The organism is Fibrobacterota bacterium, from assembly GCA_019509785.1.
Classification (GTDB): Bacteria; Fibrobacterota; Fibrobacteria; order UBA11236; family UBA11236; genus Chersky-265.
In genome coordinates this window covers 1-14181 of the sequence record JAEKLQ010000026.1, presented here as the reverse complement: position 1 = coordinate 14181, position 14181 = coordinate 1, and the positions used below count along the sequence as shown (strand labels likewise).

General features: G+C 60.6%; 10 protein-coding genes. 8 read left to right on the top strand and 2 right to left on the bottom strand.

Annotated elements, in window-relative coordinates; all coding sequences use genetic code 11:
* Positions 1-23: 23 nt before the first annotated feature.
* Positions 24-686 (bottom strand): transcriptional repressor LexA, encoded by a 663-nt coding sequence (gene lexA / locus JF616_05235; GenBank protein MBW8887146.1) that lies wholly within the window; start codon positions 684-686, stop codon positions 24-26.
* A gap of 486 nt (positions 687-1172) precedes the next feature.
* Here lexA and JF616_05230 point away from each other — a divergent pair, with 486 nt between their 5' ends.
* Positions 1173-2006, top strand: coding sequence for a hypothetical protein (locus JF616_05230; GenBank protein MBW8887145.1), 834 nt, complete (start codon positions 1173-1175; stop codon positions 2004-2006).
* Between the two features lie 90 nt (positions 2007-2096).
* Here the strand turns inward: JF616_05230 and JF616_05225 are convergent, their stop codons facing one another.
* Complete coding sequence (locus JF616_05225; protein MBW8887144.1) at positions 2097-3374, bottom strand: hypothetical protein; 1278 nt, start codon at positions 3372-3374, stop codon at positions 2097-2099.
* A 132-nt stretch (positions 3375-3506) separates the two neighbouring features.
* On the opposite strand from JF616_05225, the gene tssK reads away from it, so the two are divergent.
* The 7 genes from tssK to hcp form a co-directional block, all read left to right on the top strand.
* Positions 3507-4847: a type VI secretion system baseplate subunit TssK gene (gene tssK, locus JF616_05220; GenBank protein ID MBW8887143.1), complete on the top strand. Its 1341-nt coding sequence runs from the start codon at positions 3507-3509 to the stop codon at positions 4845-4847.
* A gap of 81 nt (positions 4848-4928) precedes the next feature.
* A complete protein-coding gene (gene icmH / locus JF616_05215; protein ID MBW8887142.1) occupies positions 4929-5786 on the top strand; it encodes a type IVB secretion system protein IcmH/DotU in 858 nt (285 codons plus the stop codon).
* Positions 5783-9382 (top strand): type VI secretion system membrane subunit TssM, encoded by a 3600-nt coding sequence (tssM, locus tag JF616_05210; protein ID MBW8887141.1) that lies wholly within the window; start codon positions 5783-5785, stop codon positions 9380-9382. Before icmH ends, tssM begins: the two co-directional genes overlap by 4 nt.
* An 87-nt stretch (positions 9383-9469) precedes the next feature.
* Positions 9470-10987, top strand: a complete 1518-nt coding sequence (gene tssA, locus JF616_05205) for a type VI secretion system protein TssA (protein MBW8887140.1) — start codon at positions 9470-9472, stop codon at positions 10985-10987.
* A 55-nt stretch (positions 10988-11042) separates the two neighbouring features.
* Positions 11043-11561, top strand: coding sequence for a type VI secretion system contractile sheath small subunit (gene tssB, locus JF616_05200; GenBank protein ID MBW8887139.1), 519 nt, complete (start codon positions 11043-11045; stop codon positions 11559-11561).
* Between the two features lie 32 nt (positions 11562-11593).
* Positions 11594-13087 carry a type VI secretion system contractile sheath large subunit gene (tssC, locus tag JF616_05195; GenBank protein MBW8887138.1) on the top strand — a complete coding sequence of 498 codons (1494 nt, stop codon included), beginning with the start codon at positions 11594-11596 and terminating at the stop codon, positions 13085-13087.
* Between the two features lie 845 nt (positions 13088-13932).
* Positions 13933-14181 (top strand): type VI secretion system tube protein Hcp (hcp, locus tag JF616_05190; GenBank protein ID MBW8887137.1); only part of this gene is annotated, 249 nt, incomplete at its 3' end.

The following is a 14181-nucleotide window of genomic DNA, read 5'->3' as shown; positions in this document are numbered from 1 at the left end:
CAGGGTCCCGGGCTGACTTGCTCTTAATGATATCGACGCATGACGCCGATGATTCTGCCCAGAATGGAGAAGTCGGGCATGGAATTATCCACGATGATGGGCCCGAAGGCTTCGTTAGCAGGCTCCAGCCGTACGCGGCCGGACTCCGGGAAATAATATTTCACCGTGGTTTCCTCGCCGATCAGGGCGACCACGATTTGGCCGCGCTCGGCGCTGTTCTGTTGGCGGGCGAAAACGAGATCGCCGTGATGGATTCCCGCATCCTTCATGCTGTCCCCATGGACGCGCAAAGCGAATACGTTCTGTTGGCGCATGAGGAAATCCCGATCGACTACCACCGTCCCTTCCAAATTCTCTACGGCGAGGATCGGAGCGCCGGCGGCTACCCGCCCGACGATGGGCACTTCGAAAACCTTGGCTTCGTCGCTGGCGAAGTCGCCCGGAATCCTCGGCTCCCGTAGGCCTTGGGGGAGATCGATGCCGCGGGAAAGCTTGGGGGACCGGGCGATGAAACCCTTTTTGACCAAGGCCGCCAGAATGCTACGCACCCCGTTGGTGGAAGAAATCTCGAAGCGTTGCCCGATTTCCCGCAAGGTGGGAGGACGGTTGCTTTGGCCGATCCGCTCCTTGATGAATTCGAAAACCTCACGCTGACGCGGCGTTAAGGCTTTTCGATCCTTTTTCACTTCGGTTTCCACGCGGACCTCCCAATCAGGATTTCAAATAGAAGATACTGCACAAATAATTAGGTGTCAAGACGTGCAGTATACTTTCGATTGAATCCGAGGTTTCCTTTTGTTACCTTCTTTCCGTGGTACTTCTGAACCTATTATTGAGTTTGGGGTTCTTGATATTCCTGGCCTTGGTCTTGTCCCTGATCGGCCGCGTGAACAGCTTAAGCAGGCAGGCAAGCAGGTTGCTTTTGGTTTTAAATAAAGCCGAAGAACTGGAACACACCCTCTCCACGGGCGCCGCGTCCGTGCAGAAAAGCCCTAAAACCCAGTAAAAGTACCACCCCGTCCGGGTCGAGGACAGTTCCTCCACCGTTAGGAAAGGGTATAATAAAACTCAGGTGAGGCGGATAGAACAAGATTCCATCCGTGCTTACGGATTGATTTCGATCAACCGCACCTGGTCATCCTCTTTATGAAAGAAGAAAGAATACATCATCCATGGAAACTGTACAGTTTTTGACCCTGGCAGGCCTATCAGCCGTCAGCATCGGTCTCTGCATCTACGTCCTCTCTAAAGTCCGCACCCTTACCTACCTCCTTGAACAACCCGTCGTCAAGAAGATGTCTCCGCAACTCAAGCTCAAGCCCGTCAAGGTTGACGAAGCCGAAGAAGCCCGGGCCAGCGTCCCTCCCCGCAATGCGGTAAACGGCGCTCCTCAAAACCGTGGTCCCCGCCCCGCGATGGAAGGCGACCGCAGCCGCGAACCCCGTGAAATCAACCCCCGCGATCGCGCACCGCGCGGCGATCGCCCCGAAGGCGAAGCCCGTCGCGAAGGCGGCGAGCGCACGGATCGCGGACCCCGCAATGATCGCGGCGACCGCGGCGACCGTTTCGGCGGGCGCGACCGCGAGCGCGGCGGACGGCCGGAACGTCATGATCGCGGCGATCGTTTCAATGGCCGTGAAGGCGCGCCTTCCCGCGAAGGTGGACGCGAACGGGGCCGCGAAGGCTTCGGTGGCGAACGCGAAGCTTCGGCAGCGCCGAGCGTTCCGAATTCTTCGGCCCAGGGCGAATCGGCCCCGGTCGTGAATGCCGCTCCGGCCCCTTCCGTTTTGGCCCCCCGTCGCCCCTTGCCTTCCACCGTGGATCACGAGATCCCGGCGGCGAAGGAAGCCCATGTCGATGCGTTGGCCCCCAATCCGTCGGCTGAAGACGCGCTCTTCACCCGCGAGGATTCGGACATCCAGCATGGCCGTCGCAATCAGCTCAAGAAGAAGCCCCGCTTCGACGTGAAAGATGAAGAAGTGAAGGAAGAGACCAAGGCCCTTTAATCCGGGACTAATGGAAAATCGAAGGGCGGGCCGCAAGGCCCGCCCTTTTCATTTGCATCCACCGGAATCCGGCGGCTTGGGAAGGGGACTCTAATAGATTTGGAGTCCTGCGCTTAAGGAAAGATGAAGGCCCCAATAAGACTGGGCGTTCTTCCCTACGAGGGTGAAGGGCACTCCGAATTGGAGCGAGACCTTATCCGCGAAATCCAGAATGAATCCGGGCTCGGGAACCAGTTGGTAGCCGGCGTCTTTTAAGGATTTCCCTCCTTCGGTATCGTCGAAATGATACCTCGCCGCCAAGCCGAGGTAAGGGGTGAAAGGATCGAGAAGGTAGCCCACCTGGGCATGCGCCAGGATGACGTCCCCCGGATCGAATTTGTTGTCCTGCTTGGAGGCGAAGTGGAATTCGATCCCGGCCTGGGCCTGCCCGTAGATCTTGCCCTTTGAGCCTTCGCCGATGGCGGTGAGGGCCAGGTAATCATGATCCAATGCTTCCTTATTATTCTTGAAGCCGAATCCGTACGAGGCGTCTAGCCCCAGGTTCAAAGGCCGGTAGGTATACTTCAGGCCGAGCCGCATGTTGTTCTTGAAATTCGCGATGGTGTCCCGATCCAACCGCGGGTTGTCGCTGGCCGCGAAAGGCAGGAGGATATGCACTTCCAGATCATGAGGCAGGCCCAAACGCGCGTTCACGGGGAAGTCCCACTGGGTGGGTAGGTCGGCGATGGAGTCCGTCGAAAACGCCACGCGCGTACCATCGTCCGGGTAATTTCCGGTCCAGGAACGGAACTCGATTCCGGCTTCGGCCTGTACCCGCCAGGGCGGCAGCGAAAGGTTTTCCTGCAAATAGGATTTGTCCCGGTAGGGAGCCTGGATCGAGAGCCGGATGGAATCGCCTTTGCCGACGGCGATGGACCGGATCGACGTTTTCATATGGGCCTCCCGGGGGATGGCCTTGAGATCGTACTTCCCGGGTAGCACCAGGTTATTGACGTAAGGCGAAGGCCCGATGCGAACCCCGTCCAGCCAGATGTCCGCGCTGTCGGGATCGGTATTCACTTCGAGGTACCCGTAATGCGTGGGGATCTCCCGCGTCATCTGGGTGGTTTGCCCTTCGGCGATGTAGACGTCCGGGACGGCCAAGGTATCGTGGCTGGATAGGATGAGCCAGAGGTTGTATTTGCCGACCGGGAGCTCTCGCCTCTCCAAGGGCGTATCCCCGAGATATTTCTTATCGGGATCGTCGGGCCCGGTGTACCAGACTTCGGCGCCGTTCGGGCTGGATTCCAAAGACAGGAACCCGGTTGCATGGGCGGCCATAACGGCCAGCATACAGGGGCCCAAGAGGCGCAGCGTGAATCTTCCCATGCGAACCATCCTCATATAGAGCCCCTAACTTGTTAGGGGCTCTCCCCCTCGCGGAACGGGATTCGGAAAAAGCATTTATATGCTAGATTTTCCGGCTGGAAATGCAAGCCCACACCCCGCCGAAGGATCTCCATGAGCGATAAGGTCATCTGGCTGGAAGGCATGGTCCTCTCCCCGCAACACTTGCAACAAGCCGATCTCCTCGCGGATGGGTCCATCCACGCCCGCTTGCAATTCCTTTCGCCATTCTATTACGGACTGGCGTCCCTCGAGATCGAACGCGATTCCCTCGACAACGGATTCCTTTCGGTGAAGGATTGTTCCGGCATCTTCCCCGACGGCACCCACTTTTCCGCCCCTCGTACCGATCCCTTGCCCGATCAGCGGCAATTCGAATCCTTCTTCCCCGCCTCCCGGGAAAACCTGGGCGTACATCTGGCCGTGCCCGCTTACGCTGCCGGCAACGCCAATCTCGCCTTCGGCGCCGAGGGAAAGCCCGCCCGCTTCCAAGGGCAACCCCGGGAAATCCCGGACGGCAATTCCGGGGGAAATCCGAAGGAACTCGTTTTCGGACGGCTGAACCTGCGTCTCCTTTTCGACGGGGAATCGGCCACCGGTTTCCAGACCTTGAAGATCGCCGAACTGGTGCGGGATGCGCAAGGACGCGTTCTGCCCAGCGATCTGTTCTTTCCCACCGCGGTGCGCATCGCGGCGGCCCATGGGCTTACCGGCCAGCTGAAGAGGCTGATGGAAAGCTGTATCCAGAAGAGCAATTACCTGATGGGGCAGCGCGCGCAAAAGAGCACGGGCATCGCCCAATTCAACGCCGAGGCGCTCACCAATTACCTCCTGCTGGCTGCCATCAACGGTTCCCTGCCCGAGATCATCCATTTCCATAACCATCCCTTCGCCCATCCCGAAGCCTTGTTCCGCCGCCTGATTTCCTTCGCGGGGAGCTTGGTGAGCTTCGGCCAGGATGCCAAGGCGACGGACATGCCGAAATACGTGCATGGCGATTTGCAGGCCTGTTTCCGCCCGCTTTTCCAATTACTCGAAACCCTGTTGGGCGTGACCGTGCCTACGGGCTACCGCGTTTTCCCGCTCACGAAGACGAGCCCGATCCAATATTCCGCGAACATGCGCGATGCGGACTTCAACACCCTCAAGCAATTCTACCTGGGAGTATCGGCCCAGGCCTCGGAGGTGGAAATCATCACCACCGTTCAGCGTAAGGCCAAGCTCGCGCCCGTGGGCCGTTTGGAAATGATGGTCAATGCCGCCCTTCCCGGCGTCCCGCTGGTGCCGGAAGCCGCGGCCCCGTCCTCGATTCCCGCCAAGGCCGGATTCAAGTATTTCCGCTTGCAGCAAGGCGGGGAACTCTGGGATCAAGTCATGCAGACGAAAGCGCTGGCGATCCATATGCCTTCGGATCTGCCTTCGACCAAGCTGGAATTGATAGCGACGACGGAATGAAACACGACCGGGTTACGGCCTAAGCGGAGCGGCCCGCGCAGCTTCAGCGTCGCCTGAATCCTCATCGACCGCAGGGAATCAATGATGCAACCCGGACAGAAACGCGTCCTGCAACAACCCCTCCAGCCCGCCATGCGCACGGCGTACGGCCAGGGGGGCGGCATGGATTGGGCCGATGGCGCCGTGCAAACCTTGTTCGGCCAAGGCGGGGCCAGCGCGGGCCAAACCTTGTTCGGGTCGGCGGGCGGGGACAAGGAAGCCCCGAGCCTGGCCATCCTGGCGACCGACGTTCTCCTTCTCGGCGTCAAGATCCGGGAGACGGCCAACCTGGGCCAGCCCGAGCAGATGCGGCGTTTGCTGAACTCGTACTTCAAGGATTTCGAACGCTCCGCCCTGACCTACCGTAAAGCCCCCGAAGCGGCGGAGCAGGCCCGCTACGCCTTGGCCGCCTTCATCGACGAAACCATCGTCAATACCGAGAATAATTGCCGGGAGACCTGGATCGCCGATCCTCTGGCGGTGACCTATTTCAACGACAGCCTGGCGGGCGAGAATTTCTTCAAGCGCCTGGAAGCCTTGCTGCCCGATATGCAGCGCAACCTCGAGATCATCGAGGTGTACTACCTCTGCCTGGCCCTGGGGTTCCAGGGACGTTACCGCCTTTCGGGACCGGAGGTCTTGCCCAACGTGGTCCGCAACCTGCTGAAGCGGATCGAAGGCATCAAGGGCGAACCGCCCAAGGCCGTTTCCCCTTCGGCCTACGTCCATCCCGGTGTGAAGGGACAAGAACGGAGCGGGCGGGGACTGGTCATCGCCACTTCGATCTTCCTGGTCGTATCCGCGTTGTTGTACGGAGTGCTCATGTTCGCCAGCGACGGGGCGCTCGATCCGGCCCGCGAGACGATTGAGCGGCTGCAAAGCAAGGTCCCCGCGCCATGAAGATCTTCAAGTCCGCCGCCTTCTGGATCCTGGTCGCGGGATTCCTGATCGCCTTGATCCTGTTCTTCCTGCTGCCGGTCTTCGGGGCCAAGGGCATCGGCCTGCGCCTGATGTGGACGGCGCTCCCGTTGCTGCTGGCGGGGCTGACGGCCCTGATCCTCGCCATCCTACGGCTTAAGAAAGCACTCAAGGGGCAAGAGCAGACGACCGCAAATCCCTTCGAAGCCGAGGCCGCGGCCAAAACCTGGCTGGAACCGCTCAAGGCCGAGACCCGTTCCGCCCTCGACATCCTGAAGCAATCGGGTAAGGGCAAGGCCAAGATGGGCCAGGATCCGCTCGACGTCTTCCGGTTCTATCTCGTGCTCGGCGGCCCGGGCTCGGGTAAGACCAGCCTGCTGGAGCATGCGGGCATCCATTTCCCGCGGCGCTTCCCTTCGTCGGCGGAACTCGCCAAGCAGACCCAGCATTTCTCGCAGTGGTGGTTCAGCAACCAGGGCATTTTCCTGGAGGCCCCGAATCGCTACGCCACCGGCGAAGAGGGCGACGACGAATTCCAATATTGGCTGGCGCAGCTTTCCAAGGAAGGCAAACGCACCGCGCTCGACGGCTTGCTATTGGTGGTGAGCCTGCGGGAATTGCTGGACGGCGGGCCCGGGGTCGGGGAACTCGCCGCGCGTTACCGCGAGCGGATCGCCTTGGCCATGGGCACGCTACGCCTGGAACTCCCCATCTACCTGGTTTTCACGCATACCGACATCATCCCGGGCTTCCGGGAGTATTTCGAGAACATGCAGGAGCCCGAGAACCACCAGGTTTTCGGCGCCACCTTCGCCTTGCGCGGCAACCTGGCGCCGGCGCGCCAACGCTTCGAGCGCGAATACAAGAAGATCTGGGAATCGTTGCAGGCGCGCACGCCCCAGCGCCTTTCGCAGGCGCCCGATCCTTCGCGGCGCAAGCAAATCTTCCTTTTCCCCAACGAGTTCGGCGCGGCCCAGGAGCGCATCGCCGTCTTCGTCGAACAGTTGTTCAAGGACACCATGCGGCGCGAACGCGCCGCCTTCCGCGGCTTCTTCCTCACCAGCGTGATGCCCAGCCAAGCCTCCGATTTCGCGAAAGCCAACGATCCCTTCGCGGATGCCGGCGGCGAAGCCGCCCATTTCCTGGATCATAAGGCCAAGCTGCGCGGGCCCGCCGCCTCCAAGTCGCCCGATTCCTTGAGCCGGCCCCGGTCCATGTTCACCTTCCTCCTCTTCGGCGGGGTGCTCAAGAACGACAAGTCGCTGGCGCAGATCCCCGGCTACCGCCTGGGAAGCCTTTCGCGGCAATCCCTCATCGCTTCTTCCATCATGGCCGTCGCGGGCCTGGCCATCCTCGTTTATGGATTGATCGGATTCTTCGGCAGCCGCGCCTACCTGTCCAGCGTCGCCAAAAGCGTCTCCGAGGCCGGACGGTTGCAATGGCGGTCGCAAACGGATTTCCGGGCCGAGTACGATGTGCTCGGGGCCCTGCTGGCGAAGATTAAGGAGATAAGGGCCGATGGCGGCGGGCATTTGCCGCCGGGCTTCCGCCATTCTTCGGAGGCCCTCGAACTCGCGTCCACGGCGCATACCATCGAACTCAACCGGATGATCGCCCTCGACGGGCTGCGGGCGCTGGGAGCTTCCCTGGAAATGGGATCGAAATACGATAACCCCTCCCAGCATGCGCATCTGCGGGAAAACCTGAAGCTCTATCTTTTGCTCACCACCGAAGGCCAATCCCATTTGAAGGAGATTAAAGCCGCGGAATTGTCCGAGCTGTTGTCCCCGCTGTGGGCCCAGGAAGCCGCCAACAAATTCGGCGCGGAAAACCTTCCCGGCAACCTGGAGTCGGGCCTGGAAGATCATGCCGCGCAATATGCCGACAGGTTCATGCGCCAGCAAACCCCGCCTTTGGCCAAGAGCGACGCGCCCCTGGTGCAAACCGCGCGGCAAAGCTTGTTGGGCACCCCCAGCATCGAAGGGCTCTACGCATCCATCGTCGCATCCGAGGATCCCGCGCGCGATCTGGGATTGACCGAGATGGGCGTTCCGCCCGATGCGGCCCTGAAGAGCAATGCCAAGGTGCGCGCGTTCTACACCAAGGCCGCCTTCGACGATGACGCCATGGACCGCTTGGCCCAGGGAGCGGCCGAGCCCCATCAACGCGATTGGGTGCTGGGCGAAGGCGCGGTGGCCGCCTTGCCGCCCGAGATGCAGGATCAGAAGCAGTTGTACCGCGCCTTGGTGGACAAGTATTACCAGGAGTACGCCGCCGAGTGGATGCACCTCTTGCAAAGCCTGTCGGTACGCCTGCCCGGCGAACCGGGCCAGGCTTCCGGCAAGTTGAGCGGATTCGCTTCCGCCACCCAGGGACTGCCCGCCGTGCTTTCCCGCTTGCTGGTAGAGACCAATCTTCTTGCCCCTCCCCCGGCCGGCACCGGGGCGGTGGAAAAGAAACTGGGGAAGGCCGGCCAACTCCTGTCCATGGCTTTGGAAGCGCGCGATGCGGACAAGCGACGGCTGAAGGAGCAATTCAAGTTCGTGGAAGAGCTGAACGGGGGCCCCTCGGGCGGCGGATTGCTGCAAGACTATTTCACGGCGGCCCGCGGGCTTTCGGAAGTGTTGGGTAAGCTCGCGCAGGCCGGGGACAACGGCGGCGAGGTGATGGACGCGGCCCAGGCCCTCTTCGCCGGCAAGGCCGAAAGCCCCATGAACAACTGTTGGAACGCAGCCAAGGGCATCACCGCGCGCTACGAAAGCCAAACCTGGCTGACGCCCCTTTTGGAAAATCCGGTGCGCGACGTGGCCGGCTATCTGGCCAATGCCGCGGGCAGCCAACTCGAAGCCGCCTACAAGTCCAAGGTGGTTTCCTTCTACGAAGCCAACCTCAAGGGGCGCTATCCCCTGGTCAAATCCGGCGGCAACGAAGCCAATCTCGAGGACCTGAAAGCCTTCTTCGCCCCGGACAAGGGCCCCTTCACCCAATTCTATTCCGGCAAGCTCGCGCCCTTCGTGAAGGTGGAAGAGGAAACCATCAGCCCCAGGCATTGGAACGGGATCCGCATAGGCTTCGCGCCGGGAGCGCTGGAAGGCATCAGCAAAGCCTACTCGGTCCAGCGCCGGCTTTATTCGGACGCGGGCCTGCGCATTTACAACCTGAACGTCACCCTGGCCGAATCGCGCAATACCGCCAAGGTCACCTTCCGGCTGGGCGAGGATAAGATCGCCGTGAAACCCGGCGAAGGGCAGGCGCGTTTCACCTTCCGTTGGCCTAACGAGAACAGTTACAAGGGCGCCGAGATCCTGGTCGACAACGTGAACGGGGGCTCGGAGGGCCGCCGGGTGGACGGGGCCTGGGGTTTCAACCGCTTACTCGACGGCGCGCGCGCCTTCGCTCCCCGTCCGGGCGGGCTCACAGCCAAATGGCGCTTCAACGTCGCCGGCAAGTACGACGTGGACGTGACCATGGAAGGCAATATCCCGGATCGCGAGAATCCGTTCACTACGCCGGACTTCTACAAATTCGATCTGGCGCCGAGCCTGATCGGGGGGGATGGCAGGGTGAGCATGGAATGACGCGGTCGCGATCTTCGCGCGCATCCGCGTTCTCGTCCCGCATTTTGCATTTTTCATTCCGATTCCTAACCGAGAGGCCCAAGCCACATGGCACTGCTCGACGAACTGCTCGCCCCCATCTCCGACGCCTCGTTCTGCGGCGAGGACGGAAGCTACGATCCCGACTTCGAAGCCGCGCGCAACGAAGCCGATAAGAGCACGGAAAACAATTACGCGATCATGGAGGAAGCCTCCAAACGCTTCCTCACCAAGAAATCCAAGGACATGCGCGCGCTGGGCTACCTGGCGCTGGCCACGGCCATGAATGATGGCCTGGACAGCTTCGGCGAAGCGGTGACGGGCTATTGCCGCCTGGTCATGGAACATTGGGACGATATCCATCCCAAGCGCCCCACCGCGCGGGCCAACGCCCTCAAGTGGCTGAACGGGGAACGCAACGTCAATCTGCTCGCCGCCCTGAACGGTGGCGCCACTTACGAAACCCTGCAAACCGCCAGCGACAAGCTCGGCGAGCTGCTCGCCTTTTGCGATCAGAAGTTCACGGAGAATCCCCCTTCCTTCGGCGGCTTCATCAAGCTGGTGAAAGAGATGGCGGAGAAGCATAAGCCCAAACCGGTCGAAACCGCCTCGACTGCCGACTCCTCCGCCGCGGCGGCCCAGTCAGGGCCGGCCCAAGGGCCTATCGCGTCCACGGATGATGCCTACATGTCGATCCAGAATGGCGCCTACTGGCTGCTGGAGAATTCCAAAACGGATGCATTCGCCTATCGGATCATCCGCATGCTGAAATGGGCCCCCTGGCAGGAGGCGATTCCCAATACCGGCGGGCGCACCCACTTCCCCGCCCCATATCCGCATGTCCTGGAGGCTTATCGTGGCATGTTCGATGCCCAAGCCTGGGCCGACTTGGCCAAGGGCGGCGAGGACGCCTTTTCCGGGGACGGGATGGGATTCTGGTTCGACCTGCAGCGGTTCATCTGCACGGCCATGGCCGGCTTGGGGCCCGAGTACTCCGCCTGCTCCAAAGCCATCCGTACCGAGCTGGCCCTGCTCCTGTCGCGCCTACCGACCCTCCCGAACCTGTCCTTCGAAGACGGTACCCCCTTCGCCGACCCCATGACCCAGGAATGGATCCAGTCGGACGTGCTTTCCCTTTTGGGCGGCGGCGGCGGCGCTGGACCGGCCCCCATCAAGAAAAAGGGCGACGTGGGCGAAGAGCAGAAACAGGCTTCCATCCTGCTGGGCGAAGGCAAGCTGGAGGCGGCCCTGCATGTGCTCCGGACCGGCCTGGCCAATGATTCCAGCGAAAAGAACAACTTCGATCGCAAGTTGATAATGGCGGAATTGCTCTATAAGGGCAACAAGCCTCACGTCGCGCGCTCGCTCCTGGAGGACCTGAAATCGTCCATCGCGGCGCATTCCCTGGCCGAATGGGACCCCGAATTATGCGTCTCTACCTACCATTTGTCCCAGAAGGTGTTCCTGGCCCTGATGGCCGCCGCCGACGAGGGGATGAAACATATCTACTGGGAAAAGGCCGTTGAGGTTCACGCCCAAATATCTAAATTGGACCCCGTCCTAGCCATTAGCGCCGATCTCAAGTAAGTTTCTTGTTTCGAGCCGTTTACGCTCTACGCCCCAAAAAACCAGGAGTTGGATCATGGCCGGCAGCTTCCAAAACGAAATCCCCCCAGCGCGGGTCAACATCAAACTGGATATCGACAAGGGAGGCGCCCAAAAAAAGGTCGAGCTCCCCTTCAAGATGCTCGTGCTCGGCGACTTCTCCCAAAAGGGGGATACGGGCCGCATCGTCGATAAAGAGAAGATCAACATCAATAAGGACAACTTCAACCAGGTGATGGAGTCCATGGATCTCGGCCTCAACATGAGCGTCGAGAACAAGATCAATCCCGGCGGCGGCGATCTGAAGGTGGATCTGAAATTCAAGAACATCAAGGATTTCAGCCCTCTCGAGATCGTGAAGCAGGTGCCGCAGCTCTCCAAGCTCCTGGCCGCCCGCAACCTGGTCAAGGACCTGAAGTCCAACCTGATGGATAACAAGGAATTCCGCAAGAAGCTGGAAGGCATCATGCAGGACAAGACCGCCATGGACAGCCTGGTGGCCGAGCTCGACAAGATCGTCCCCATGGACGACAACGGCGCCAAGGCCGCGGAATAAAAGTCCAGGACAACGGGTAACAGGAGAGATACATGGCCGAAGATAAGAAAAGCCTAGTCAACGAGATCCTGGAATACATGGACATCAAGGCGGCGCCCGATAAGCCCGTCGACCTGCTCCAATTCCGGGAAGAGGCGGACATCGCCGAAGTGGAAGCCAACAAGCGCATTACCGCCGCTCTGCGCGTATTCATCGGGGCGATTTCCGACAGCAGCACCACCGTCGAGAAGATCGATAAGACCGTACTCGATCATCAGATCGCCGCCATCGACGAAAAGATCTCCGCCCAGCTGGACGCCATCCTGCACCATCCCGAGTACCAGAAGCTGGAGTCGGCGTGGAAGGGCCTGAAGTTCCTGGTCGATCGGACCGACTTCCGCAAGAACATCAAGATCGAAATCCTGGACGCGTCCAAGCAGGCCTTGCTGGAAGACTTCGAGGATTCCCCCGAGACCATCCAGACCGGGCTCTACAAGCATATCTATACCCAGGAATACGACACCCCCGGCGGCGAGCCCGTGGGCGCCATCGTTTCCAATTACGAGTTCACGTCCAAGCCGCAGGACGTTTCCCTGTTGCAGAACGTGTCCAAGATTTCGGCCTCGGCGCATTGCCCGTTCATCGGTTCGGTCGGCGCGCAATTCTTCAATCGCAAGAACGCGAGCGAATTGCCGGCCATCGAAGACCTTTCCAATTACATGGAACGCGCCGAATACCTGAAGTGGAAGGCCTTCCGCGAATCGGAAGACTCCCGCTACGTCGGCCTCGTGCTGCCCCGCTTCCTGCTCCGTCTCCCCTATGGCCCGGATACCGTCCCGGTCAAGGAGTTCGTTTACAAGGAAAAGGTCACCGGCGATCAGCATGACAAGTACCTGTGGGGCAATGCGACGTTCGCCTTGGCGGCCAATCTGTCCCGCGCCTTCGCCGACAACGGCTGGTGCGTGAACATCCGCGGGCCGGAAGCGGGCGGTAAGCTGGAAGACCTACCCATCCATCTTTACGATGTGGGCAAGGGCAACCAGATGAAGATCCCCACAGAGATCCTCATCCCGGAAACCCGCGAATTCGAATTCGCCAATCAGGGCTTCATCCCGCTTTCCTTCTACAAGAACCGTAATTACGCTTGCTTCTTCTCGGCCAACTCGTCGCAGAAGCCCCAGCTCTACGATGATCCCAACGTGACCGCCAACAGCCGGATCAACTCCCGGCTGCCGTACATCTTCCTCAGCTCGCGCTTGGCCCATTACCTGAAGGTGATCCAACGCGAGAACATCGGCGCGACCAAGAACGCCCAGGTGCTGCAGGACGAGCTGAACAATTGGCTGAAGAACCTGGTCACCGAGATGAAGAACCCGAGCCCGTCGGTGGCCGCGCAGCGCCCGTTGAGCGCCGCCAACGTGACAGTCGCCGAAATCGCGGACAACCCCGGCTTCTATCGCGTCACCATGGCGGTGAGCCCCCACTTCCAGGTGGAAGGCATCGACGTGAACCTTCAGATGGTTTCGCAGATGCCGAAGGGCAAGTAGTCTAAAGTTCGGAATTGATTGCAAGGCGCCCTCTTCGGGGGCGCCTTTTTTGTTGGTGGTCTTAAGGGCGGGGCCGGAGGGGAATCCGGGCGCGCACTTCGCTCCCCGTAGGACCGTGTCGTAGGCGTCCTGGAAATGCGGCTGCCCGCGTATCCAGGGGTTGATCCGCTAGCGAAAACGCGGGCGTTCGACAATGTTATCGATCGCATTTCCAGGACTGCTCCGCTCGTTATACGCCCGGCTTCCCCTACGGACCCACCCGTCTGGCCCCCCCAAGGAAGGGGCCCCCTAAGGAAAAGCCTTGCTTCGTTCCGAAGCCATGGCGGACCTTTCCTGTTGGCGAACGGCGTGTCGGGTTTGTGGGTCGATAAGGCGAGGGTCTTTAGCGCGCAGCGAACGCGGATGGGCGGAATGTTCCTGATTAGTGTGTCGGGTGCGAACGCTGGCCCGCGGCGGAGGACGGGCGGTGCGGGGCTGCGGGGCGGCGAATCATGGCGGCAGGCCCGCGGGCAACGCGAATCGATGCTCGCATAGATAGTCCGCATGCCCGGTGCCGGACCGCGAAAGGACGATATGCGGACGAGTCGCGAGGCCCGCGGGCCATAATACAGGTCTATCGGCGAGCCATGTCTGAGCCCCCCCGCAGCCCCGCACCGCCCGTGACCCACCTCAGCGAAACAGCAATGCGCACCATCCCACCCTAAGGGATCATTTATCACACTCCACCCCTCCGTGTGAGCCTCCTCACAGACGCGGAAACGCCAGGGGATTAAATTATTGATGTATGAATCGGATGTATATTTCCGCATACGTGAAATCTTCTCAACCTTAGAAGGAGTACTATCATGGCGTTGAATGCATACCTCAAACTGAAGGGCCAAAAGCAAGGCGAGATCAAGGGCTCGGTGACCCAGAAGGGCCGCGAAGGCAAGATCATGGTGATCGCCGTATCCCATGAGATCGTTTCGCCCCGGGACGCGGCCTCGGGCCTGCCCACCGGCAAGCGCATGCACAAGCCGTTCATCATCACCAAGGAATTGGACAAGTCCTCGCCCTTGCTGTACAACTCGCTGGTGACCAACGAGAATATCCCG

Bases quoted from the DNA above. Each gene is read 5' to 3' on its own strand.
- JF616_05230 (MBW8887145.1), top strand. From the start codon at position 1,173: ATGGAAACTGTACAGTTTTTGACCCTGGCAGGCCTATCAGCCGTCAGC.
- JF616_05225 (MBW8887144.1), bottom strand. From the start codon at position 3,374: ATGGGAAGATTCACGCTGCGCCTCTTGGGCCCCTGTATGCTGGCCGTT.
- tssA (MBW8887140.1), top strand. From the start codon at position 9,470: ATGGCACTGCTCGACGAACTGCTCGCCCCCATCTCCGACGCCTCGTTC.
- tssB (MBW8887139.1), top strand. From the start codon at position 11,043: ATGGCCGGCAGCTTCCAAAACGAAATCCCCCCAGCGCGGGTCAACATC.
- tssM (MBW8887141.1), top strand. From the start codon at position 5,783: ATGAAGATCTTCAAGTCCGCCGCCTTCTGGATCCTGGTCGCGGGATTC.
- tssK (MBW8887143.1), top strand. From the start codon at position 3,507: ATGAGCGATAAGGTCATCTGGCTGGAAGGCATGGTCCTCTCCCCGCAA.
- tssC (MBW8887138.1), top strand. From the start codon at position 11,594: ATGGCCGAAGATAAGAAAAGCCTAGTCAACGAGATCCTGGAATACATG.
- icmH (MBW8887142.1), top strand. From the start codon at position 4,929: ATGATGCAACCCGGACAGAAACGCGTCCTGCAACAACCCCTCCAGCCC.